We start from the raw sequence: 23,164 nt of genomic DNA on the forward strand, positions 1-23,164 counted from the left end.
CATCCACCCCAGGACTGCGCCGTCCGACAAGTCCGGCCGTTGCCCACCGGACGCCTACCGAGCCGCCCGAGCGTTCTCACGTCGTCCCTGCGGCCCGCTCGGCGATCTCCCTGCCCGGCAGGCTTGACAAAATAGGGGCTTTCCGGTTTTTGGGTAGCGCAAAAGCGGCCGAGAAATCTTGTGAGAAGGGGTATCTTTTTTCTATAACGGGTGCACCCCGGCCGGGTTCGCCGCGGATTGGGCGCCCCTTTCGCCCGGCGACGCAAATCGACATGGAGCCGTTCTTCAATGCGCGACCCGAGTACGAATCGAGTCACTCCTCCGGCAAACGACGATCAACGTCCTCTGTGGACGCGCAGCTTCGTCGCGCTGTTGGTCGTTCAATTCACCGTCGCGCTGAACGACAACATCTTTCGCTGGTTATTGATCCCCATCGGCAAGGAACTGTATCAAGACCCGGACGCCGTGCGGTCGGTCGGATCGGTCATCTTCTTGCTGCCGTTCGTGCTGCTGGCCGGTTGGGCGGGAAGCATCGTCGACCGCTACAGCAAGCGAAGCGTCATGATGGCCGCCAAGTTCGCCGAGATCGTTGTAATGGTGCTGGGCATCGCGGCGATTCTGTCGGGCAATCTGGTGTTCTTGGCCGTCGTGTTGTTCTTGATGGGCGCGCAGAGCACGTTCTTCAGTCCCGCCAAGTACGGCAGCATTCCCGAGATCGTCGGCCATCGCAACGTGGCCGCCGCCAACGGTTGGGTCGGCATGACGACGATGATCGCCGTGATCCTCGGGGCGGTCGTGGGGAACGCCATCTTTTCGCTCACCACGTTACCCAACTGGGCCGAAACGGCCGGAGGCGCGATCGGCCCGGGCCAATATCGCTGGTGGATCAACGCCGCGGTCCTCATCGGTGTGGCGACCGTCGGATGGCTGGCGAGTTTCTTCATCCGCAAGCTGACCGCGGGCAATCCGCAGGCGAAGATTCCCGTCGTGCCGTTCGGTCAGTGCGTGCGCGACTTGAAGTTGCTGTTTTCCCACCGGGGCCTGTTCTTGGCGGCTTTGGGCAGTGCCTATTTTTGGAGTTTGGGCGTCGTCGCGCAGTTGAACGTCGACAAGCTGGCCGTGCCCGAGCTGGTCGGGCCGGCCGAGACGGGTCAAAGCCTCGTCGGCCCGATGCTGGCCGTGCTGACACTGGGAATCGGCCTGGGCAGCATGCTTGCCGGCTGGTGGTCGGGCGGTCGCATCGAGCTGGGTATGGTCGGCTTCGGCGCCTTGGGAATCGCGATCACGGGCATCTTGTTCGTCGTCATTCCGCAGGGCACCGGGTATTGGTTGTCGCCGGCCTATTTCGTCGCGTGCCTGCTTTTGTTCGCGCTGGGGCTGACGGCCGGATTGTACGACATTCCGCTGCTTTCGTACTTGCAGGATCGCAGTCCGCCGGAGATCCGCGGACGGATTCTCGCCGCGTACAACTTCTTGAGCTTCTTGGGAATGCTCAGCTTTTCGTTGCTGTTCGGCGTGGCCGCATCGAAGGGGGCGATGGCGATCTCGGCCCGGGGGATCTTCCTGACGGCCGGACTGGTCACGCTGCCGATCGCCGCGTTCATCTTCGTGCTGCTGCCGGTCGAGACCCTGCGATTTCTGTTCGCGAGGCTGTTTCGGCTCCTGTACCGCATGCGCGTGGTGGGTGCCGAAAACTTCCCGAAAGAAGGCGGGGCGGTCGTCGTCTGCAATCATATCAGTTGGCTCGACGGACTGATCGTGATGTTGGCCTGTCCGCGGGATGTGCGCATGGTCGCCGCCAGCGACTACGTGAGCAAAGGTCTGGCCGGTCGCCTGGCGCGCAAGGCGGGGGTGATTCCCATCCCGCTGGGACGAAAGGCCATGGCCCTGGCCATGCGCGAAGCGCGCGAGACGGTGCGCAACGGGGGCGTCGTGGGGTTGTTTCCCGAGGGCGGTATTTCGCGGACCGGGCAATTGATCGGCTTCAAGCCCGGGGTGATGCACCTGATCGACGACGAAACGCCGGTCGTTCCCATGTACATCGACGGCCTGTGGGGAAGCATCTTCTCGTTCGAGCGACGCCGTTTCTTCTGGAAGATTCCCAAGCGCTTGCGGTACCCGCTGACGGTCTACATCGGCGAGCCGCTGCACGGCAAGAAGACGCTGGAGCGTATCCATCGGGCGGTGGGCGAATTGAGCGTGCGGGCGGCCGACGACCACCGGGCACGGTTCCTGGTCCCGCCGCGACGGTTTCTGCGGATGGTACGGTCCAACCTCTTTCGTGAAAAGGCCGCAGACTCGCTCGGCATGCGCGTGACCGGGGCCACGTTGTGTATCGGCAGTCTCGTGTTGCGGCGCGTGTTGCGGCGAAAGTACCTGGCCGACCGCTATGCCGAAAAATACGTCGGCGTGCTGCTGCCGCCGTCGGTGGGCGGGTTGGTGGTCAACGCGGCTTTGGCGATCGACCGGCGGATATCGGCCAATTTGAACTACACGGTGTCGTCCGAGGTGCTGAATCACTGTATCCGCAGTTGCGGCATTCGGCATATCATCACCAGCCGCCGGTTCATGGAGCGGTTCGATTTCGACCTGGACGCCGAGCTGATCTACCTGGAAGACCTTCGCACCGAGGCGGGTTCGGGAGACAAGATTCTTGCCGCGTTGTGCACGTACCTGCTGCCCGCCGCCGTGCTCGAACGGTTGTTGGGGCTTACCGCGATCCGGCCCGACGACCTGCTGACGGTCGTGTTCACCTCCGGCTCGACGGGGCGTCCCAAGGGCGTGATGTTGTCGCAGATGAACGTCGGCTCGAACGTCGAATCGTTCGAACAGGTGCTCGACATTCGCGCCGACGACGTACTGTGCGGGATTCTGCCGTTCTTCCACTCGTTCGGCTACAGCACCACTTTGTGGGCGGCACTGCAATTGAAGCCGAAAGTCGTCTATCACTTCACGCCGCTGGAACCGAAGCAGGTGGGTAAATTGTGTCGCGAGCACGGCGCGACGATTCTGGTCGCCACACCGACGTTCCTGCGATCGTACATCCGCCGTTGCGAGCCGGAAGATTTCGCCAAGCTCGACGTGGTCATCACCGGCGCCGAAAAGTTGCCGCCGGAAGTCGCCGACGCATTCGAGCAGCGTTTCGGCGTGCGGCCGTGGGAAGGTTACGGCGCGACGGAAACCTCGCCGGTCATTTCGTCGAACATTCCGCCCAGCCGTATTCGGGACAAGTGGTTCGTCGATTGCCGTGAAGGCAGCGTCGGTCGCCCCATGCCTTACGTGATCGCCAAGGTCACCGACCTGGACACCGGCGAAGAACTTCCCTACGGCGAGCCGGGCATGCTATGGGTGAAAGGCCCCAACGTGATGCGGGGATACCTGAACGAGCCGGAGCGGACGGCCGAAGTCGTCGTCGACGGCTGGTACAAAACCGGCGACGTGGCCTTCCTGGACCGCGACAACTACATTCACATCACCGGCCGGTTGTCGCGATTCTCGAAGATCGGCGGCGAGATGGTGCCGCATCTGCGGATCGAGGAGGCGATCGGCCAGGTGCTCGAAGGCGACGAACAGGACGAACTCACCTACGCGGTCACCGGCGTCCCCGACGAAAAGAAAGGCGAACGAATCGTCGTCTTGTACACGACGTTGCCCTGTTCGCCCGAGGAAGTGTGTCGCAGGATAGCCGAGACCGATTTGCCTTCGCTGTGGATTCCCTCGCCCAAAAACTTCTTCCACGTCGAGAAGATTCCCGTCTTGGGAAGCGGCAAGTTGGACCTGCGGGCGGTGCAAGAGCTTGCCTTGCAAGTCGCCGATACCGGCCGATGAGCCGGTGCGGCTGCGACGCGATCACCGATCGAGGAAGCCGTCGTACACTCACGCCGCGGCAGGGCAGCGCAGGTCGAACAGGCCGAAGATCTCCTCTTGCGTGAGGCCCATCTTCGTCGGCCCTCGATGCCCGGAAAAGATCGTCTCGAACAACTCGCGTTTTTGTTCGAGTACAAGGTTGATCCGCTCTTCGATCGTGTCCACCGCCAAGAATCGCGTGACAGTGACCGGACCCGCCGCACCGATCCGATGCGCCCGGTTGATCGCCTGGTCTTCGACCGCCGGGTTCCACCAACGGTCGAACAGGAACACGTAGCCGCAAAATTGGAGGTTCAATCCGACGCTTCCGGCCCCGTAGCTCATCAGTAATACGCTGTGTTTCGGATCGTCGCGGAAGCGGCGGATCACGTCGTCCCGTTTTTGCGGGGGGATTCGGCCGTGGTAGGCCAACGGATGGAACCGCGCCAAACGGCGTTCGATCTCGTCCAGGGTCTTCACCCATTGACTGAAGACGATGGCCTTGCGGCCGCTTTGCGCGACTTCCTCCAGATCGGCTTCCAGCCGTTCCAATTTGGCGCTGGCGCCGGTGACCGGATCGAAGTTACAAATCTGCTTCAATCGCAGCACCAATTCGAAGACGTGTTGAATGGTCAACTCGCGTCCCATGTCGTTGAGCCGAATGACGCCTTCGGTCTGGGCGCGATCGTAGGTTTCGCGTTGCTCGGGCGTCAGTTCGACCTCGGCATCGCGCCACAGCTTCGGCGGTAGGTCGGTCAGCACCTGGTCCTTGGTGCGGCGAAGCACGAAGTCGGAGACCGTCTCGCCCATTCGCTGCGGCTTCAGTTCGGGAGAGAGATATCCCGGCGCGAGAAATTCGAAGATGCCGACCAGGTCTTCGGTACTATTCTCGACCGGCGTCCCGGTCAGGGCCCAACTGCGCCGACGCCGGATGCGATGGACGATCCTGCTGGTGGCGCTGGTGCGGTTCTTGATCCGTTGCGATTCGTCGAGGACGACCAGGTCGAAATCGAGCTTCGCCGACGCCGTCGCCTCGTGCGAGTTCCCGTCTTCATCGACCAACCGCAGCGGCGCCGAACGCGAATCGTCGGCAAGTAAGATGTCGTGGTCGCGATGCAGCAGCTCGTAGTTGGCGATTTTGACGGGAATATTCGCCAGGCGCCACAGGTATTCGCGTCGCGCTCGATCGCCTTCGACGATCACGACGGGAATCTCGGGCGCCCACAAATCGAATTCCCGCTTCCAGTTCGTGACCAAGGGTTTGGGACACACCAAGAGCACGTTACGGATTTCGCCCGACCGAACCAGCAGGCGAATCGACGTGATTGCCTGCATCGTCTTTCCGAGGCCCATTTCGTCGGCCAAGATCGCTGCGTGGCGGGCGTACAAGAAGGCGATCCCTTCCATTTGGTACGGAAACGGCAGGAAGGGAAACTCGAGTTGCCGCTCGATCAAGATCGATTCGAGCGACGGTTGCAACAAATAGTGCAAGCGGTCTTCCAGCCGCACGACGTCGCGCGGCGGCTTGACCCGCGTCCGGCTGCGGGCAAGCAGTTTCAACAGTTCTTCCTGCGACACCGCCAACTTGCGACCCGCCGATCGATCGGGCTTCGGCTTCGCCTCCTCGCGCGCCGGCGCAGGATCGCCTTCGACGGCAAAGTACCAGCTTTGCGTTCGGACCGGAACGCGCGGAACGGCCACCGAGATCGCCCGCACGTTCACATGATTGGTATCGAACGCGCGAACGCGACAATCGATTCCGCGTGCCAGCGCCGTGTTCCAACCCGTGGCGTAGGTACGGACGGGCACGTCGACCGGAACACTCTCGATCACGACCGGCAACTCGGCGACCGCCGCCTTCCAGCGGTCAGTGGATTGAACGCACGGCGACTCGCCGACCGCGGCGACCGGTTCCCGCTCGGCGGCGGGTGCGCGCGAGGTTTCTTCCGCGCTGCAAGCGGGCGATGCTACTGCGTGCGCGTCGGCCGGGTGGTGCGGCGCCTCGGTTGTTCGTCGCCGCGTCTTACCGCCGAACCAAAATCGAAACTTCATGACCTCAGCGCCCTCGTCGTGCTTCGTCGACGGCCTCGCGAATCCGTGTGAACGGCTCCACCAAATCGAGGACCTCGGCCCACGGTTCCAGCAAGGTGCGGACATTTTCCGCCCGCGCTGCGTGGGGTTGGGTGAAGACCAATCGATTCGTGCCGATCGTCACGACGACGGGTGCCCGAACGGTGGTCGCCGTGCTCCCTTCTGCCGCGGTGCCCCGATGCGCGAACTCGGCACCGCACGCCAAAGAAGTCTCGGAAACCTGTGCATTGTGGGCAAAGTGTGGGGCCGCGACTGCCGATTGCCGGGACCCGGCGTGCGCTTCCGCCCCATTCGCCTCGCGCGAACTCAAGGCGACCGGAACCGACACGTGATCCCCCAATTCGAGGAGTTCCGGTAAATCGACGCACACGAGGACAGGCGTCGATTTGGCATTTTCGAAGAGCGTGCGGGCGATGCGCTCCCCGTAAAGGTAGCCGCGAAACGTGGGACCGTAGAGAATCTGTTGCGCCTTGGTCGGTTGCACCGGGGCTGTGCAATGGAACTCCAACGGGCGCCCCAGGCCGTTGACGACGAGGTATCCCCCCACGTGGCCGAGTTCTTCGTACTCGACCACCGTCATGAATCCCAGGACTAGATCTGCCCTGAGTGTTGTCGCTGGTTCTTTATCCATATCTCGCAAGTTGCCTATTCTCAGGATGTGCTGCCCTCTCGTGTCCATCGAGAGGGGGATTTCGGTTCAGACTTCACCAGCATCGGGTATCGGTAGTACCGGACTTTAGATCTGCATGGATTGTTCGGGTTATACCAATCCCAAAGCAAGGCGAATGTTTTCTGTTTACGCCGGTCGGTCTTACAATTGCGGTAAAATGTTTCCCGAAAGATTCACGCATAACACTCGACTTTCCTGATCGGGCCTGCCTATACTGGATTTTTCAGACGAGCGGATCACTCCACATCGAGCGGGAAGCCGGATATGCGACCACCATTCTTCACGCAAATCGACGTGACGCAGGTCGGGGCCCAAACCGGCCCGCAGGGGGGCGGCATGGGCGAGTTGATCTTCCTGATGCGCCAAATCTTGGCCCAACAGGAGCAACAGACAAAATTGCTCGAACGGCTCGTACACCAGGTGAACGCAAACCAGCGTCAACGGGCCAACGAGTTGGAACAATGGCGCCAGGCGAATCCGCATTTGGCCAAGCGCTGCCGCAAGGCCGCCGAGGCCCTCAGCAAGATCCAAACCGAGTTTCTCTACCGTTTGACGGAAGAAATCGAAGACGGCTACGACGGCCTGATGGACGGCGAATTCTTTCTCAGTGAGTTTGTCGATCGTTTCGGGCCGCGGATGGCACACTTGAACGGGCTGGTGCAGGTGATGGCCCAGCTCAGCAGCGATCCGAGCCACACCGATTCTGAAAATACCTCGTCCTGAGGCACGACTTCGCAGCCGGCCGTCACTCTTGCCGTTTGTCACGTTGGATTCCACGCCGGCTTGCATGCTGCGCATACGCGAGCCTGCCGTTTCGTCGTCCACGGTCGCGGTGCGTCCGATCGTCCCCCTCGGCGCCGCGCGCTGCTAAGATGGGATACCAAAATCGGTCCTGCTTCCGCCTCTTTGTCTTCTTGTGTTGCGCGCGAAAAGGCTCATGAAATCGAACATTTCGTCTGCTTTCGTCTTCCGATGGCTGTGGGTCGCTGCGTGTGTGACGGCGATTGCCGGCGGCTGCCGCAAGAAGGTCGTTTCTCCGGCGGCGGGACCTTGGCCGATTCTCCAAAGCGATCCGCGGGAAGCAACGGCCGTCGAAAACTGGCCGCAGTTTCGCGGACCGAACGCGCAGGGAATCGGGACCGGCCGCCCGCCGATCACTTTTTCCGAGAAAGACGCGGTCTGGAAAACACCGCTGTCGGGTTCCGGGAACAGCTCGCCGGTTGTTTGGAAGGATCGCATTTTTCTGACCGCCGAAGAAGGTTCCCGCTCGGCGCCCGACTTGTACGTGATGGCCTTCGATCGCACCGACGGTCATCTCCTTTGGAAAGTCCGCGCCGCGAAGGCCTCGGGGCGAACGCATGCGAAAAACGGACATGCATCCGCATCGGCGGCCGTCGACGGCGAGCACGTCTACGTGTGCTTCGGATCACAGGGGCTCTTCTGCTACGACCTCGACGGGAATTTCGTTTGGCATGCCGAATTGGGAAAGCTCGAGCACATCTACGGAACGGCCGCCAGCCCGATCTTGTTTGAAAACAGCGTCATCCAGCTTTGCGACGCCTCCGAAAACTCGTACCTCGTCGCGTTCGAGAAGAACTCGGGCAAACTGCTGTGGCGCAGCTCGCGAGAAAGCACCGGCTCGTGGACGACGCCGGTCGTCGTTCCGGTCGAGACCGATCGCGGCACGCGCTTCGAATGTCTGGTCAACGGCGGCGAATTCGGTCGCACGGGTCGACTGACCGCCTATGATGCCCGCACCGGAAAAGAACTATGGTACGTCGACGGCCTCGAAACGCTGGTCACACCCGTCGCGTTGTATGCGAATGATTTGGTCTTCAGTTTGAGCGGTCGTAACGGGCCGATCATCGCGGTCGAGCCGGGCGGAGGGGGAAACGTCACCAAGAATCGCGTGCGCTGGCGCCTGCCGCGCGGCGGCCCCTACATTCCGTCGGGCATCGTCTACCGCAACCGGTTGTATGTGGTCGGCGATCAAAAGACGATCACCTGCTACAACCCCGGTGACGGTTCAACGATTTGGAGCGAGCGACTCGGCGGCACGTTTACCGCGTCGCTGGTGGCAGCCGACGGGCGCCTGTACGCGGCAAACGAACAAGGTCATCTGTTCGTCGTCGAGGCCGCCGACACGTTCAAGCTGTCGGCCGACAACGAGCTTCCCGGCCGTATCTTGGCCACACCGGCGATCGTCGAAGGCGATCTGATCGTCCGCACCGATCAAGCGTTGTACTTGTTCGCGGGCAGCCCGTCGCGGTCCCAGGAGACAAGCGACGAAGCACCGCAAAACGGCGAATCACGTGCCGGCCCGAATCCGAAGCCCGTCGTCGATTCGACACCTGATTCGGCAAGCCGCACGGAACCGGCAAACTTCGATGCGGCCGGGCCCTCGAGTTGGCCGTTGTATCGCGGAACGCCTTCCTGTACGGGCATCTCGCAGGCGAATTTGCCTGCGCGGTTGGAAACCGTCTGGGTACACACTGAAGAAAAGGAGAGCTTCTCGGCTTCGCCGGTGATTGCCGAAGGGACGGTCGTCGTCGGCAGCGTCATGGGTGCCCTGCTGGCGTTGGATGTCGATACCGGCGAAGTGAAATGGCGTTTCGAGAGCGAGGCAGGCTTCACCGCGTCGGCCGCGTATCACGACGGAGCGTTTTACGTAGGCGACGTCGACGGCGTGTTCTATTGCCTCGACGCCAAGGACGGATCCGTCCGCTGGAAGTTCGAAACCGACGGCGAAATCGACAACTCAGCGAACTTCTTCGGCAACGAAGTCGTCTTCGGGTCGCAAGACTTCAACCTGTACTGCCTCGACGCCCGAACGGGCGAAAAGCGTTGGGCCTTCGAGAACGAAGACCAAATCCGCTGCTGCCCGCCGATCGTCGATCACTTCACGTTGATCGCCGGCTGCGACGGAGCCTTGCACGTGCTGGACCTGTTCACCGGCGAAGAGGTGCGCAAGGTGGATCTCGAAGGGCCGACCGGCTGTACACCCGCGGTGGCAGGCAACATCGCCTACGTGGGCACCGAGGACGGCCTTTTCTTCGCCGTCGATTGGCAAGAAGGTTCGATCGCGTGGCGGTTCGAGGCCGAAAAAGCAGGCAGCCTGTCGTTTCGATCTTCCGCCGTGCTCGCCGACGAGCTCGTGATCGTCGGTGCCCGCGACAAAAGCGTTCGCGCCTTCGACCGCCGGACGGGGAAACCCCGCGGCCAATTCATGACGCGACGCTACGTCGACGGCTCGCCGGTGCGGGTGGGCGACCGGGTGTACATCGGCTCGATGGACGGGCGCCTGTATTGCCTCGACGCGCGCGACACAACGCTTCAAACACTGCTGTGGGAAAAGGATCTCGGCGGCGCCGTTTCCTGTTCACCGGCGGTCGTCGAGAACCGCCTCGTCGTCGCCACCGAGGAAGGTGATATCTACTGCTTTGGTCCTTCCGACAAACCACCCGAATGAGTGGTATTTTTGCGGCTCACAAAACCCCCTCAATCGGGTTAGTCGCAAGCGGATCGGACCTCGTAAAATCGGCGGAAATGCGGTAAAATAAGGACTTTGTGTATCGGCCGGTCGGCCCGGTTCGACATAGCCATCGAGGATGGTCCGGAAATCGTGCAGTCGAAGACACGCGTCCGCCAACGCGAGCGTTCCGACACGCCGCCGACGTTTTTCTACATCGACGGCGAGGACGAGACCGGTCTCCCTCGCCCCGACGATTTCGTCGTGGGATCCGAGAACCGCACCGCGGCCGTCGCCTGCGAGCTGTTTCTCGAAACCGCCGCGCGGCGACGCGAGGAGGATTCGCCCGCAGCCACCATTCCGCCGTTGTACGTGTACGGGCCGGAGGGATCGGGAAAGAGCTGTCTGGTTCGCACGTTGACGGCCGGTTGGCGGGCCCTGTTCCCCGACGTTCCCTTCGTGGTCCAGACGGCGGTCGACTATCGCCGCGCCCTGGCCCGCGCGATCGACCGCGATCAAGGAAACCTGCTGCGTGCGAGAATCACCGCGTTGGGCTTGTTCGTGCTGGAGGACATCGAACACTTGGCCGGGTATCCCGCGGCGATCGACGAGTTCCTCCAAGTGTTCGAGGCAGCCGTCGAATCGCAAACGGCCATCGCCTGCACGTCGCAGTTTGCACCGTGGGAGTTGCCGGGCTTTCCGAGGGCCTTGACAGCCCGGTTGGAAGGCGGATACACCGCGCCGGTGGCGTTTCCCGGCCCGGTCGCACGACGCCTGTTTTTGCGGCTGACTGCCGACAAGTTGGGATGCCGCATTACGGGAGCCGCGTTGGACTATCTGGCGGAATCGTTGGAAGGTTCGGCGGGCGCGATGACCGCTCGATTCGGCGAGCTGCTGGCTGCGGTCCGCCCCGAGGGCGCGACGCGCCGACCGTTGGATGTCGCCGACGTGCGCAAGTGGATCGAACGACGGCGCGCATCGCAGCGTCCGGACTTGCCGCTGATCGCCCGATTGGCCGCGCGAGCCTTCCGCCGCTCGGTCAAAGAATTGCGCAGCGCCGACCGCCGTCAAGTCGTCGTCCTGCCGCGAAACGTTGCCATGTATGTGGCACACGCGCATTTCGGCTACACGCTCAAAGAGATCGGAAAATACTTCGGCAATCGCGATCACAAGACCGTGTCGCATGGTTGCCACAAGATAGAACAATTACAAAAGACAGATAAAATACTTCAACGCGAAATTGAGCGGCTGCTTCGCGAGCTTCGCGTGGAGGACGCTTTGTGCGGCTGACAGCCCGCCGGCCGTCGACGGATCGAAATCCTTGGGGAAAACGTGTCGAATGACTGTCGATCGGTGTCACCGGTCGGCAACCATCGACATCGGCGCCCGTTGTCGCCGGTTGTAAACATTGCAGCGAACGGTTGATCGACAAATTATCGACGATCCGGCGACAGGTTTTCCCCATCGGTATGGTAGACGAGACAACATCCGAACTATTAGGGAAATAAGCGATTTCGAAATCCACCGAGAATCCGAGAGCGGGTTGTCGACACGCCGGATCCGAACACTAACGACAATACGGTTTACTTATACAAGATTCGAATCAATCGACACGCCCGCTCGGCCGGGACGAAGACGAACGGTTCCCTCGAACAGGAGCCTGATCACCATGAAGGTCGAAATTACCCGCGAAAAGTTTTTGCCCGCGTTCCAGACGGTGGCTTCCGTGGCACCCACTCGAACGCCGAAGCCCGTCTTGGGAACGATCAAGATGATCGCGACGAATCAAAAAGTCACCCTGTTGGGGACCGACCTGGAGATCGCGATCCGGATCGACGTGCCGGGCGTCGAAGTGGAGATTCCTGGATTAGCTCTTTTGCCTATCCGCCGCACGTTGGCCATCTTACGGGAAACGAACGATGAGAAAGTCGCGCTCGAGTGCGACGGGGCGAAAGTCGTTCTCTCGGGAAGCCGATTCAACTTCCAGTTGCCCATTCCGAACCCCGACGAGTTTCCCGACGTTGCCGATTTCGACGCCGAGGCCTATCAGAAGTTTTCCGCCAAGGCTTTGCGTGAAATGATTCAGCGAACCGTCTTCGCCACGGATCCGGAAAGCGGTCGGTACGCGTTGGGCGGCGTATTGTTCGATTTCGAAGACGACACGGTATCGGCCGTTGCAACCGACGGACGGCGCCTGGGATGGCAACTCGGATCGATCGACACGGTCGGCGACTACACACCCGAGAAAAACACGATCGTGCCGACGCGGGCGGTGCAACTGATCAGCCGCATCCTCGACGACGGCGACGACGAAGTGCTCTTTTGCGTCCAAGACAACGCGGCACTGTTGCGTCACGACCGAACGGTCGTTTATTGCCGGCTGCTGGAAGGCCGCTATCCGCCGTGGCGGGAAATCATTCCGAAGTATTCCGATGCGGTCGAGATCACCGTCCCGGTCGGCGAATTCTATTCGGCCGTTCGCCAGGCGGCGATCGTGGCCGACGTCGAACGCCGCGCGATCCATTTGATTTTCGGCGACGGCAAGATCGTGTTTACGACGCACGGTGCCGAGCTGGGCGAAGCCCGCATCGAGATGCCCGTCAGCTACGACGGCGAAGAAATCGTCAGCAAGCTCGACCCGCAGTACCTAAGCGATTTCCTGCGGGTGCTCGATGAGGATTCGAGCGTCACGATTCGCTTGCAGGACGGTAGCTCGCCGGTGGTTTTCGAGACCGACGACGGTTACACGCACGTCGTGATGCCGTTGTCGTAGGAACCTTTCCCCGTCGAGGCGAACGGAACCATGAACACCGGATCGAGTCGACGCGGGGGGCGACCGCAGCGATTGGGCGAGATTCTCGCTCAAGAGACGGCCCGGCTGGGGCTGGGGCGGGTGAAAGCGGCTCGGCGGCTCGAGCAAGTGTGGGCGCGGCTGGTCGATCCTCCCTTGGAAGAGTTTACCCAACCCGGTTCGATTCGGCGCGGAACGCTCGAAGTGCTGGTCGCCGCCTCGGTGATCATGCATGAGTTGACCTTCCGCAAACCCGAACTGATTGCACGGCTCCAAGAGGAGTTACCGGAGTTGGGCATTCAAGACATTCGCTTTCGGATCGGAACGTTGCCCTTCAAGTGACGTTGTGAATCGAAAGCTGCAAACGGTCGGCCGGTCATCCCGGCCGAAGCAAAAGGACGGATCCACGGAAAACATTCCACCCGATCGATTCACCGCCGTGCGTCGAGTCGATCGTCGAAATTGTCACGAGGAACGAATACAAACGATGTCGGAAGAGAATCACGTCGAGATGCAAGCGGCTCCCGAACCGGAGAAGAACAATTCCCATTCGTCGCAGCCGGAAAACGAAGATACCCGCACGAACGGCGGAAAGACCGAGTATTCGGCCGAAGACCTGGAACACCTCAGCGATCTCGAGCACGTACGGAAGCGGCCGAGTATGTACATCGGCGATACGGGCGTGCGAGGTCTGCATCACCTGGTGTACGAGGTCGTCGACAACTCGATCGACGAGGCGATGGCCGGCTTCGCCACCGAAGTGCGCGTCACGATCAACACCGACGGCTCGGTGACCGTCGAAGACGACGGCCGCGGCATTCCCGTCGAGATTCATCCCGACTTGGGCGTTTCGACGCTCGAAGGCGTGATGACGGTGTTGAAGTTCGGCGGTAAGTTCAGCAAAGGCGCCTACGCGACCTCGGGCGGTTTGCACGGCGTCGGCGTGACGGTCGTCAACTTCCTTTCGGAATGGTGCGAGGTCGAAGTTTCCCGCGACGGCGCCGTCCATCAACAGGAATATGAACGCGGCGTGCCGACCGGTCCCGTGCAGCGGATCGGAACGACGAAGCGGACGGGCACGAAGACGACCTTCAAGCCCGACCCCCAAATCTTTCAGACCGTCGAATTCAACTACAGTACGTTGTACCGGCGGCTTCAAGAGCTGGCGTTCCTCAATCGCGGTGTGAAGATCATCTATCGCGATGATCGCGTCGGTGAAGGTGAGACCTTTCACTACGAGCGCGGGATCATCGAGTTCGTCGAACATCTCAATCGCGGAAGCAACGCGCTGCACCCGGAAGTCATCTACTTCCACGAAACACGCGACGACATCGAAATGGAATTGGCGCTGCAATACAGCGACGATTACACCGAGAACTTCCATTCGTATGTGAACAACATCAACACGACCGAGGGCGGAACGCATGTTTCCGGCTTTCGGGCGGCGCTCACGCGCACGCTGAACCAGTACGGCAAGAATGCCGGAATGTTCAAAAACCTCGTTCCCTCCGGTGACGATTTGCGGGAAGGCCTGACGGCCGTGTTGTCGTTGCGCGTGCCGCATCCGCAGTTCGAAGGCCAAACGAAGACCAAACTCGGCAACAGTGAGATCGAAGGCATCGTCGGCTCGGCGGTCGGCGATTTCTTGACGAAGTTCCTGGAAGAGAATCCGAAGGTCGCCCGCGAAATCATCCGCAAAGGCATCCTCGCGGCCGAGGCCCGCGAAAGCGCCCGCAAGGCCCGTCAGTTGGTGCGGGAACGCAAAGGCGCCCTCAGCGGTGCGGGCTTGCCCGGCAAACTGCGCGATTGTACGAGCAAAGATTACGACAATTGCGAGTTGTATCTGGTCGAGGGTGATTCGGCCGGCGGGAGCGCCGAGGGGGGACGAATCCGCGAATTCCAGGCAATCTTGCCGTTGAGAGGTAAGATTATCAACGCCTACAAGTCGCGGGACGACAAGGTTCTGGCCAATGAGGAAGTCCGCAGTATCATCTCGGCGATCGGAGTCGGTGTGGGCGACGAAGTGGACCTCGCCAAGCGCCGCTACGGGAAGATCATCATCATGACCGACGCCGATGTCGACGGATCGCATATCCGCACGTTGCTGCTGACGTTCTTCTATCGGCAAATGTACGAGTTGGTGCGTGCCGGAATGGTCTACGTCGCCCAGCCGCCGCTTTTCCGTGTGCGTCAGAAGAAGAACGTCTACTACGTGCAAACCGAAGAAGAAATGAAGGCCCAATTGCTCGAGTTGGGCTTGGCCGACGCCGTGTTCGATCCCGGCGACGGACGACTGATCGAAGGCGCCGAGATGGAACGCCTGTGCCGTTGCCTCGCAGCCTTGGAAAACTCCGTGCTCGCCCTGGAACGGCGCGGCATCTCGCTGCGCGACCACGCGGCGCGGCGCGACCCCGAAAGCGGCCGGTTGCCCGTCTATCACGTGTTCATCGGACGCGAAGAGCACTGGTTCTGCCGTCGTCGCGATCTCGACGGTTTCCTCGCCGAACGCGAAGCCCGTACCGGCGAGCAGCTTCACGTGCAAAGCGACCGCAACGGTGAAGAAGAAAACGGCAATGCAGACGAACCTTCGGCGCCGCGCTTGCACATCACCGAATTGCACGAGGTGCGGTCGATCAACGCCCAACTGGAAGAGCTGCGGAGCATGGGTTTCGACGTCGACGCGCTCATCCCCGTCGAACGCACCGGCACGCAGGAACCGCGATACAAGCTGCGCCGCGGCGACAGCGTCACCGGCTTGCAGGATTTGCGGGCATTGGTGCCGGCGATCCGATCGGCCGGTGAAAAGGGCCTGCAAATCACCCGCTTCAAAGGATTGGGCGAAATGAACGCCGAGGAGCTTCGCGAAACGACGCTCGATCCGGCGAACCGCACGCTGCTGCAAGTCACCATGGAGGACGCCGGCGCCGCAGACGAGATGTTCCGCATCCTGATGGGCGAAACGGTCGCCCCGCGACGCGAATTCATCGAAAAACACGCGCTCGAGGTCCGCAACCTCGACGTTTGATGCGGCGCACGGTCGCTTCGACCGGGTGCGACGAGAAAAGCTTGGGGCGAGCAAAACCGGCGAATTACAATAGACGCGCTTCGCTTCGGCGGGCGCGTCTGTTTGTTGCGCCCGCCGACGGATACGACGGTAGTCGTCCCAGGTTTTCGAGAAGAGGTATTCACGATGCACAACGCGACTTTATTCTCGGCCGCAATCGACCGTGCTCTCCGTCGCCGGCTGACGGCGGCGCTCGTTACCGGAGTTTTCTTGCTGCCGCAGACCGTCTCGGCCCAATGGGTTCGCGACACGTTGCCCGAACCGCCCGCGGGAAAAACGTGGAAGCTCGTCTGGCATGATGAATTCGACGGCGACACGCTCGATTCCGACAAATGGGACGTGCCCGACAACCGGCGGCGCGACGGCTGGTGGTCGCCCAAGGCGGTCTCTCTCGACGGCAAGGGGCATCTCGTCATCAAGACGTTCAAGGAAGGCGACACGTACTACGACGCATGTGTTCGCACCCGCGGAAAATTTGAGCACGCGCAAGGTTACTACGTCGCGCGCATCCGCCTGCACAAGCAGCCCGGGCATTGGTGTGCCTTTTGGCTGTACAACACGTCGGTGGGTAAAGTCGGAAACGAAGGCCGCGACGGCACCGAGATCGACATCATGGAAAAGCCCTGGTTGGACGATCGCGTGCAACAAACCTTGCATTGGGACGGCTACGGCAAGGCCCATCGGTCGAAAGGAAACGTGGCGATCGTTCCCGGCGTCATGGAGGGATTCCACACCTTCTCCCTGTGGTGGAAGGACGATGAGTACGTGTTCTACGTCGACGGCAAAGAGACCTGGCGCACGTCGGCCGGCGGCGTCTGTCAGGTGCCGCTGTACGTGAAGCTTTCCGACGAGATCGGTTCCTGGGCGGGCGACATCCGCCGGGCCGAGCTGCCCGACGAGTTCGTCGTCGACTACGTGCGCGTGTACGACCTGGTCGACCGTCGGCCGTAGCCGATCCCGACATGCAGGAGATCCAGCGATGCGATGGTTGACGATTCTGTCGTTGTGTGTCGCCATGGGAACGTCCGCGGCGGCGGAAGAGCATCTTTGGCCGCGAACGCGTCTGCCCGATCCCAACGCGGGAAGTCAGCAAACGTGTGCCGTGGCGGCCGATTTCGACGGTGACGGACGCTGCGATTTCGTCGTCGGCGAGCGCACCCGCGCCCCGGCGGTCGTGTGGTATCGCTTCGACGGAAAGGAGTTCCATCGCAGCGTCATCGAGCCGCACACGCTCAAGCCCGAGGCGGGTGGGGCGGCCGCCGATCTCGACGGCGACGGCGACCTCGACTTGGTGCTCGGTCAAGACGCCTCGGGCAACGAGATGTGGTGGTGGGAAAACCCCAGTCCCGAATTCGACCGCCCGTGGCAACGCCGCACGATCAAAAGCGATGCGGCCGCCAAGCACCATGATCAGACGATCGCCGACTACGACGGTGACGGCCGCGCCGAGCTCCTCTCGTGGAACCAAAAAGGCCGGCGACTCCTTTGGTTCGAGGTTCCACACAAACCGCAATCGCTCGAAAAGTGGCCGTATCGCAGTGTGTTCGAATGGCGCGCAGGGGCCGAACTGGAAGGATTTCCGGCCCGGCCGGTCGATGTCGACGGCGACGGACGACTCGATCCCGTCGGCGGCGGTCGCTGGTTCTCACTGCGTGACGACGGCCGACTCGAGGCCCACCTGGTCGACGATGCCATGCGCTTCACCCAGTGCGCGGCAGGGCAACTGATCCCCGGCGGATGGTGCGAAATCGTCTTCTCACCCGGTGATGCCGACGGCACCGCAAGCTGGTACGAATATCGCGACGGTACTTGGAAACGGCATCCGCTGGCCGAGGTTTTCCACGGCCACACCTGCGACATCGCCGATTTCGACCTCGACGGCAAGCTCGACATCCTGATCGGCGAGATGGGGGATCCCGGTGCCGGCGACGACGCGCGGGTAATGCTCTTTTTCGGGGACGGCCGCGGAAATTTCACCCGGCAAGTCATCTGCCGCGGGCAGGGGATCCACGAAGGACGCACCGGCGATTTCGACGGCGACGGCGATCTCGACATCCTCCTCAAGCCGTACCATCACCACGCGCCGCGACTCGAGGTGTTGTGGAATCCCGCCCGGTAAACCTCGGCAACACCCCTGTTGCTCAATCGCGAAGTGCCAATCGCGATTGCAACTTTTTGCCGAGTTCTTCGACGATCTCGGGATGCTCCTCGGCAATGTTCTTCGTCTCGCCGGGGTCGGTCGCGTGGTCGTACAACTCGGCGTAACCGTCGTTGTAAAGAATCAAGTGATAACGAGCGGTCCGCAGCGAAGCCCGGCCCGACTGGTACGACACTGCCGGGTGCCCTTCGGCCTTCGGATCTTCCAAAATGGGGCGTAAGGAAACGCCGTGGACGAAGTCGGGCATCGGCAAACCCGCCACATCGCATAGGGTGGGGAAGATATCCAACGTCTCGACGACCGCGGTCGCCTTCTCGCCCGGCTTGGGCATGCCCGGATACCGAATCAAAAGCGGCGAGCGCAGCGATTCCTCGAACAACGAGTGCTTGCCCCAAATGGCGTGCTCGCCCAGGTGCCACCCGTGATCGCCCCACAAGACGACGATCGTCTTGTCGGCTTCGCCCGTCTTTTCCAGTGTTTCGAGCACACGGCCCACTTGGGCGTCGGCATAGCTCACGCACGCGGCGTAGTGTTTGCGAACGAGCTCGGCGAATTCGGCGTCCGTCCGCGGGTCGCGGTTCCAACGATGATATTTCATGAACTCCCCGGAGCCGTGCCACGTCGTTCGCCAATCGGGCTTTTCGGGGTGCGGAATAGGCGGCAGATCCACGTTTTCATACAGCTTGTAGTACTTGGCGGGACAGCCGAACGGCAAGTGCGGACGGAGAATTCCGACCGCCAAGAAAAACGGTTTGTCGTCGTCGGCCAGTTCTTCGAGTTGTTTCAAGGCCTCGGGGATCATGACCCCGTCGGGATAGATCGCATCGGGGCCGTCGACCGCCTGAAAGACGTCCATCTTGCTCGCGTCGCCGCGAATCTCGCCGTTGGCCAATCCGTGCATCCAGCCGCGAGGATGTTGCCACGGCCCGGCCGGCAGCAGGTGCCGATCCCAGGAAAGCGGCATCTCCAGCTCGTTCGGATCGTTCCAATCGGGACCGCCCATCCCGCCGGGATGGTGCGAGACCTTGCCGATCGAGACGGTCGTGTAGCCGTGCGTGCGGAACCATGCGGGCATGCTCGGCGGCACGGCCTGGGGGTCTTGCCGCATCTTTGCCGCCCGCTGAAAGATGGCGTTGTTGCCTGCACCGCCGTACCGGCCGGTCAACAGCGTGAACCGCGATGCGCCGCACGTCGGCGCCTGCACGTAGTTGTGCAGAAAGATGCGCCCCGTCGAGGCGAGCCGATCGATATTCGGCGAATGAATGTACGAGACGCCGTAGCACCCCAGCTCGGGGCGCAGGTCGTCGACGCAAATCAACAAGACATTGGGCCGTTCGGCGGCAGATGCAAAAACCGGCCCCAGGCACACGACAACCGACAGTAAGGCGACGATCCGCTTCATGGAACACTCCCGGTGAGTAAAGACACTGTAAGCGACGACCCGACACAACCCCCAGGAGTTCATTGTCGTATGATACCCTCACACCCGCAGGGGACGAAAGGAAGGAAAGTGGAACTCGGCACGGTTTTGCCGCACCGCGTCACCTTCGGGAAAGCCGGGCGTCATTCGAGCGGACCGACATCTTGCCGCCACGCTTCCCAAATACGACGCAGGCTTTCGAGAACAGCGGGATGAGACGCCGCAAGGTTCTCCGTTTCACTGCGATCTTCGGCAAGGTTGTACAACTCCCAACTCCCGTCGGGTCGGTTGCCGCGCCCGCGTCGCAAAAGGGCTTTCCACGGCCCTTGCCGTACGGCGGCGTATCGTTCGTAATTCCAGCACAACGTGCGTTCCGTCTCATGACCCGAGCGAAGATGCGGCAGCAAACTTCGGCCGTCCAACGGGTGTAGGTTCCGACCGGCATACTCCGCCGGATAGTCGAGTTCGGCGATTTCAAGAATAGTCGGAAAGATATCGACGACGTGGCCGACCTGCCGGGAGACGATCCCCGGTCGTCCAATGCCTGCGGGCCAATGGAAGATCATCGGTGTTGCGATGCCGCCTTCGTAGAGGGTCGATTTGAAGCCACGCATCGGTGTGTTGCAGACGGACGCGCCGACCGCGTTCAATCGGCCGTGCGTTCCGCGGTCGCCCAGACGGCGCCCGGGCGGAATGATAGTCGGATGGCCTTCGGCACTGGCCCCGTTGTCACTCAAGAAAAAGATCGCCGTGTTGTCGAACAGGTCGTTTGCCTTCAGATAGTCGAACAGACGTCCGAGTTCCTGATCCAAGCGATCGACCATCGCCGTGTGAACCGCCAACGCCGTGCGGTAATACTGTTTTTCGTCCTCTCTCAGCGCATCCCATGCTGGAGTCTTATCGTCCAGCGGCGATAACTTGCAGTGCCGTTGATCGACGATGCCCAGTCGAATCATCTGTTCATAACGCCGTCGGCGGGCGGCGTCGGTACCGTTTTCGAAAGTCTTCAAGTAACGATCGACATCGGCCCGCGGCGCCTGCAACGGCCAGTGCGGCGCGTGCGTCGCGTAATACATGAAAAACGGTTTCCGCTTCCCTTGGGTAACGACCTCCTCCTTCAAGAATCGAATCGCGAAGTTTGTATCTTCGACGGTAAGGTACCAGTCGTCGACCGGCACGGTCATATCGGCCTCGGTGTACGGTCGATCGTCGATCCAGATCGTGCTATTTGCCGTGTCGCTCTCCGGCCACCAGTAAATAGGCGTCAACGGGGAACCGAAATATCGCTCAAAACCCAGTTCCAGCGGCTTGGGACGAATATGCCATTTGTCGATCATCAAGCAAACATATTCGTCGGCCAGGGCCTCTGCCGGTGTCATACCGCACAATGTGACGTCGCCTGCGGCGTGATAGGCGCGGGTGCGCTGGTTCCACAGGCCGGTCATCAGCGCTGCGCGGGTGGGGGCGCACTTCGCATTGTTGTAAAAGTTGACGAACAAGACGCCGTGGGCAGCCAGCGAGTCGAGATTCGGGGTTCGGGCATCGCCGCCCATGCAGCCCAAATCCGAGTAGCCCATGTCGTCCGCCAGAATCAGCAAGATGTTCGGACGATCGGCGAACACAGTGCGCGACGGGCAGAGTACCGCCAAGATCCACAAGAACAGAAGGAGTCGAGAACGGTTCATAGATCACAAGTCCTCGTAAGAGCGGCATTCGAGAAAAAACGATGCCGATCGCACCACTCCGCCATGTGCCGCAACACGCGCGTTGCCGTTTCTTACAGGTAGAAAATTGCGACTACAAAGACACTCCATCGTAGTCAGATCGAGGCGGAAGAGCCAAAGAATATCCGATCCTCAAAACGTCGCGTAGAGACCGGAATCGGACGGGCGTGCCGAACGGGCGCCATCGCCGGACGCGGCGAACCGCCACGTTTCCGTATCGCTGGAGAACGACGACCAAATTCGCGGTACGTCTTTGTGTGGCCGGTCCGAGCGAGCCGGAGTCGCCCTGCGGTGGTCGGATCGAATCGGTTGCGCAAAAAAACCGCGGCGAAGGTTTTCCTGCCTTGGCCGCGGGGATTCGTCGGACGATCATCGTTGAAAGAAGCGTGCGTTCGGCGGCGCGCCGCCGGCTTGCGGGCAATCAGCCGGGCAACGGCCAGCCGGGGCGGTGCGCTTCGAAGATCAGTTCTTCGGCCTCGGGCGCGCCGATCGGCTTGAGGTTTGCCGCATCCCACGCGAACGGCTTGCCGACGCGGTATGCGACGTTCCCCAGCAAGACGGTCTCGGCCATCGGGCCGGAATAGTCGAAGTTGACCGTCGCCGGTTCGCCGCCCTTGCAGGCCGCCGTCCATTCCTTATAGAAGCCGGGCGAGTCGGGAATGAACTTCTCGGGATATTCGAAGTCGGCGAACTTGTCTTTCGGGAACAGTTCGTGCTTGCCGAACTCGGTCAGCAGCATCCCCTTGCTGCCGACGAACAACACGCCCGTCCCATAGTGCGGCAGGTTGTGCTCGCGAAGAATATCGGGGCCGGGTTTCGAGTGATACCAGTGCAATTCAAGCTCGGGCAGGTCGCCGCGGGCGGGGAACTTGTACGTCACGTGCATTTGCTTGGGCGTCCGTTCCGGATCGCGTTCGGGACCGGTCGCCGACACGTGCACGCAGTGCTCGAGCTTGAGCGCCCAATAAGGAATGTCCAGCACGTGGCAACCCCAATTGCCCGTCTCACCGGTGCCGTAGTCCCACCAGAACCGCCAGTTGTAGGGGCAGAGGGCGGGCGTGTACGGCCGGAACGGCGCGGGGCCGATCCACAGGTCCCACTTCAAGCCGGGCGGAATGGGCGGAAACTCGGTCGGTTTGGCGGGCATGCCGCGGTCGCCGCCGATCCAGGCGTGAACCTCGCGGACCTCGCCGATCGCACCCGACTGTACCAGCTCGACCACCCGATGCATGTTCGACATCGCGTGCCGCTGCGCGCCTAGTTGTGTGGCCAACTTCTTCGCTTTGGCGGTCTCGGTCATCCGGCGCACGTAAAACACGTTGTGCGCCATCGGCTTTTCGCAATACAAGTGCTTGTCGAGCAGCATTGCCGCCATGGCCGGATGCGCGTGGGTATGGTCGGGCGTCGAGACGACCACCGCGTCGATCTCGTTCGCCATCTCGTCGAACATCACGCGGTAGTCGTAATACTTCTTGGCTTTGGGGAACTTGTCGTACATTTTTCCGGCGCGGGCGTCGTCCACGTCGCACAGGGCGACGATGTTCTCACCGGCGCCCGCCACGCCGTTGACGTTGGCCGAGCCGCGTCCGCCGATGCCGATGCAGGCCACGTTCAGTTTTTCGTTGGGCGACTGCCCGAAAGCCAGCAGACCGGGCCGCAACACCATTGCCGCTGCTGCGGCCGCCCCGGCCGACTTGACGAAGTCGCGCCGCGTCGCTTTGCAGATGTTTCGCTTGCGTGCCATGGTGGATACCTCCAGTGAATCGAGACCGATACGCACCCTCGAGAGTTGCACGAAAGATTCCCCGCCGCTGCGTGCCAAAGCATGACTTGCTTCAGCATAGTCGGCCGTGGCGAGACTGTCACGAACGGATTCCCCGCGGCGAAGACCTTTTTTCGCACGTTGTCGACCGGCAGCGTGATTCGTGCGG

Annotated in this window: 14 protein-coding genes; 9 read left to right on the forward strand and 5 right to left on the reverse strand. The window is 61.5% G+C overall.

All coding sequences use genetic code 11. From position 1 onward, the window contains the following. The first annotated feature begins 288 nt into the window (after nucleotides 1-288). Nucleotides 289-3,828 (forward strand): acyl-[ACP]--phospholipid O-acyltransferase, encoded by a 3,540-nt coding sequence (locus ACYQ2I_RS01030; protein WP_460165124.1) that lies wholly within the window; start codon nucleotides 289-291, stop codon nucleotides 3,826-3,828. Nucleotides 3,829-3,876: 48 nt separating this feature from the next. Here ACYQ2I_RS01030 and ACYQ2I_RS01035 read toward each other — a convergent pair whose 3' ends face one another. Continuing rightward, a complete protein-coding gene (locus ACYQ2I_RS01035; RefSeq protein ID WP_460165125.1) occupies nucleotides 3,877-5,898 on the reverse strand; it encodes a DEAD/DEAH box helicase in 2,022 nt (673 codons plus the stop codon). 4 nt (nucleotides 5,899-5,902) lie between these two features. After that, nucleotides 5,903-6,517, reverse strand: a complete 615-nt coding sequence (locus ACYQ2I_RS01040; protein ID WP_460165126.1) for a hypothetical protein — start codon at nucleotides 6,515-6,517, stop codon at nucleotides 5,903-5,905. A 354-nt stretch (nucleotides 6,518-6,871) separates the two neighbouring features. Between ACYQ2I_RS01040 and ACYQ2I_RS01045 the strand changes: the two genes are divergently transcribed. The 8 genes from ACYQ2I_RS01045 (at nucleotide 6,872) to ACYQ2I_RS01080 (ending at nucleotide 18,050) form a co-directional block, all read left to right on the forward strand. Next, nucleotides 6,872-7,330 (forward strand): hypothetical protein, encoded by a 459-nt coding sequence (locus ACYQ2I_RS01045; protein ID WP_460165127.1) that lies wholly within the window; start codon nucleotides 6,872-6,874, stop codon nucleotides 7,328-7,330. A gap of 214 nt (nucleotides 7,331-7,544) precedes the next feature. After that, nucleotides 7,545-10,076, forward strand: a complete 2,532-nt coding sequence (locus ACYQ2I_RS01050; RefSeq protein ID WP_460165128.1) for an outer membrane protein assembly factor BamB family protein — start codon at nucleotides 7,545-7,547, stop codon at nucleotides 10,074-10,076. Between the two features lie 153 nt (nucleotides 10,077-10,229). Continuing rightward, the gene (locus ACYQ2I_RS01055) at nucleotides 10,230-11,366 is read left to right on the forward strand and encodes a DnaA/Hda family protein (protein WP_460165129.1); all 1,137 of its coding nucleotides are present in this window, start codon (nucleotides 10,230-10,232) and stop codon (nucleotides 11,364-11,366) included. A gap of 379 nt (nucleotides 11,367-11,745) precedes the next feature. Beyond that, complete coding sequence (gene dnaN, locus ACYQ2I_RS01060) at nucleotides 11,746-12,849, forward strand: DNA polymerase III subunit beta (protein ID WP_460165130.1); 1,104 nt, start codon at nucleotides 11,746-11,748, stop codon at nucleotides 12,847-12,849. A gap of 30 nt (nucleotides 12,850-12,879) precedes the next feature. Further along, complete coding sequence (locus tag ACYQ2I_RS01065; RefSeq protein ID WP_460165131.1) at nucleotides 12,880-13,209, forward strand: DciA family protein; 330 nt, start codon at nucleotides 12,880-12,882, stop codon at nucleotides 13,207-13,209. A gap of 145 nt (nucleotides 13,210-13,354) precedes the next feature. Beyond that, nucleotides 13,355-15,892, forward strand: coding sequence for a DNA topoisomerase (ATP-hydrolyzing) subunit B (gene gyrB, locus ACYQ2I_RS01070; protein ID WP_460165132.1), 2,538 nt, complete (start codon nucleotides 13,355-13,357; stop codon nucleotides 15,890-15,892). A 165-nt stretch (nucleotides 15,893-16,057) separates the two neighbouring features. Then, nucleotides 16,058-16,882: a glycoside hydrolase family 16 protein gene (locus ACYQ2I_RS01075; RefSeq protein ID WP_460165133.1), complete on the forward strand. Its 825-nt coding sequence runs from the start codon at nucleotides 16,058-16,060 to the stop codon at nucleotides 16,880-16,882. Between the two features lie 28 nt (nucleotides 16,883-16,910). Next, entirely contained in the window at nucleotides 16,911-18,050 is a 1,140-nt protein-coding gene (locus ACYQ2I_RS01080; protein WP_460165134.1) for an FG-GAP repeat domain-containing protein, read from the forward strand. A gap of 22 nt (nucleotides 18,051-18,072) precedes the next feature. On the opposite strand, the gene ACYQ2I_RS01085 is transcribed toward ACYQ2I_RS01080, so the two are convergent. The 3 genes from ACYQ2I_RS01085 to ACYQ2I_RS01095 all read right to left on the reverse strand — a co-directional run bounded on the left by ACYQ2I_RS01085 (nucleotide 18,073) and on the right by ACYQ2I_RS01095 (nucleotide 22,977). Next, the gene (locus ACYQ2I_RS01085) at nucleotides 18,073-19,491 is read right to left on the reverse strand and encodes a sulfatase (RefSeq protein WP_460165135.1); all 1,419 of its coding nucleotides are present in this window, start codon (nucleotides 19,489-19,491) and stop codon (nucleotides 18,073-18,075) included. A gap of 161 nt (nucleotides 19,492-19,652) precedes the next feature. After that, on the reverse strand, nucleotides 19,653-21,194 hold the full coding sequence (locus ACYQ2I_RS01090; RefSeq protein WP_460165136.1) for an arylsulfatase: 1,542 nt from the start codon (nucleotides 21,192-21,194) through the stop codon (nucleotides 19,653-19,655). Between the two features lie 460 nt (nucleotides 21,195-21,654). Further along, nucleotides 21,655-22,977 (reverse strand): Gfo/Idh/MocA family protein, encoded by a 1,323-nt coding sequence (locus tag ACYQ2I_RS01095; RefSeq protein ID WP_460165137.1) that lies wholly within the window; start codon nucleotides 22,975-22,977, stop codon nucleotides 21,655-21,657. Nucleotides 22,978-23,164 lie beyond the last annotated feature (187 nt).

This window comes from Thermostilla marina, assembly GCF_054657455.1.

Bases quoted from the DNA above. Each gene is read 5' to 3' on its own strand.
- ACYQ2I_RS01030 (WP_460165124.1), top strand. From the start codon at position 289: ATGCGCGACCCGAGTACGAATCGAGTCACTCCTCCGGCAAACGACGAT.
- ACYQ2I_RS01035 (WP_460165125.1), bottom strand. From the start codon at position 5,898: ATGAAGTTTCGATTTTGGTTCGGCGGTAAGACGCGGCGACGAACAACC.
- ACYQ2I_RS01040 (WP_460165126.1), bottom strand. From the start codon at position 6,517: ATGACGGTGGTCGAGTACGAAGAACTCGGCCACGTGGGGGGATACCTC.
- ACYQ2I_RS01045 (WP_460165127.1), top strand. From the start codon at position 6,872: ATGCGACCACCATTCTTCACGCAAATCGACGTGACGCAGGTCGGGGCC.
- ACYQ2I_RS01050 (WP_460165128.1), top strand. From the start codon at position 7,545: ATGAAATCGAACATTTCGTCTGCTTTCGTCTTCCGATGGCTGTGGGTC.
- dnaN (WP_460165130.1), top strand. From the start codon at position 11,746: ATGAAGGTCGAAATTACCCGCGAAAAGTTTTTGCCCGCGTTCCAGACG.
- ACYQ2I_RS01065 (WP_460165131.1), top strand. From the start codon at position 12,880: ATGAACACCGGATCGAGTCGACGCGGGGGGCGACCGCAGCGATTGGGC.
- gyrB (WP_460165132.1), top strand. From the start codon at position 13,355: ATGTCGGAAGAGAATCACGTCGAGATGCAAGCGGCTCCCGAACCGGAG.
- ACYQ2I_RS01075 (WP_460165133.1), top strand. From the start codon at position 16,058: ATGCACAACGCGACTTTATTCTCGGCCGCAATCGACCGTGCTCTCCGT.
- ACYQ2I_RS01080 (WP_460165134.1), top strand. From the start codon at position 16,911: ATGCGATGGTTGACGATTCTGTCGTTGTGTGTCGCCATGGGAACGTCC.
- ACYQ2I_RS01085 (WP_460165135.1), bottom strand. From the start codon at position 19,491: ATGAAGCGGATCGTCGCCTTACTGTCGGTTGTCGTGTGCCTGGGGCCG.
- ACYQ2I_RS01090 (WP_460165136.1), bottom strand. From the start codon at position 21,194: ATGAACCGTTCTCGACTCCTTCTGTTCTTGTGGATCTTGGCGGTACTC.
- ACYQ2I_RS01095 (WP_460165137.1), bottom strand. From the start codon at position 22,977: ATGGCACGCAAGCGAAACATCTGCAAAGCGACGCGGCGCGACTTCGTC.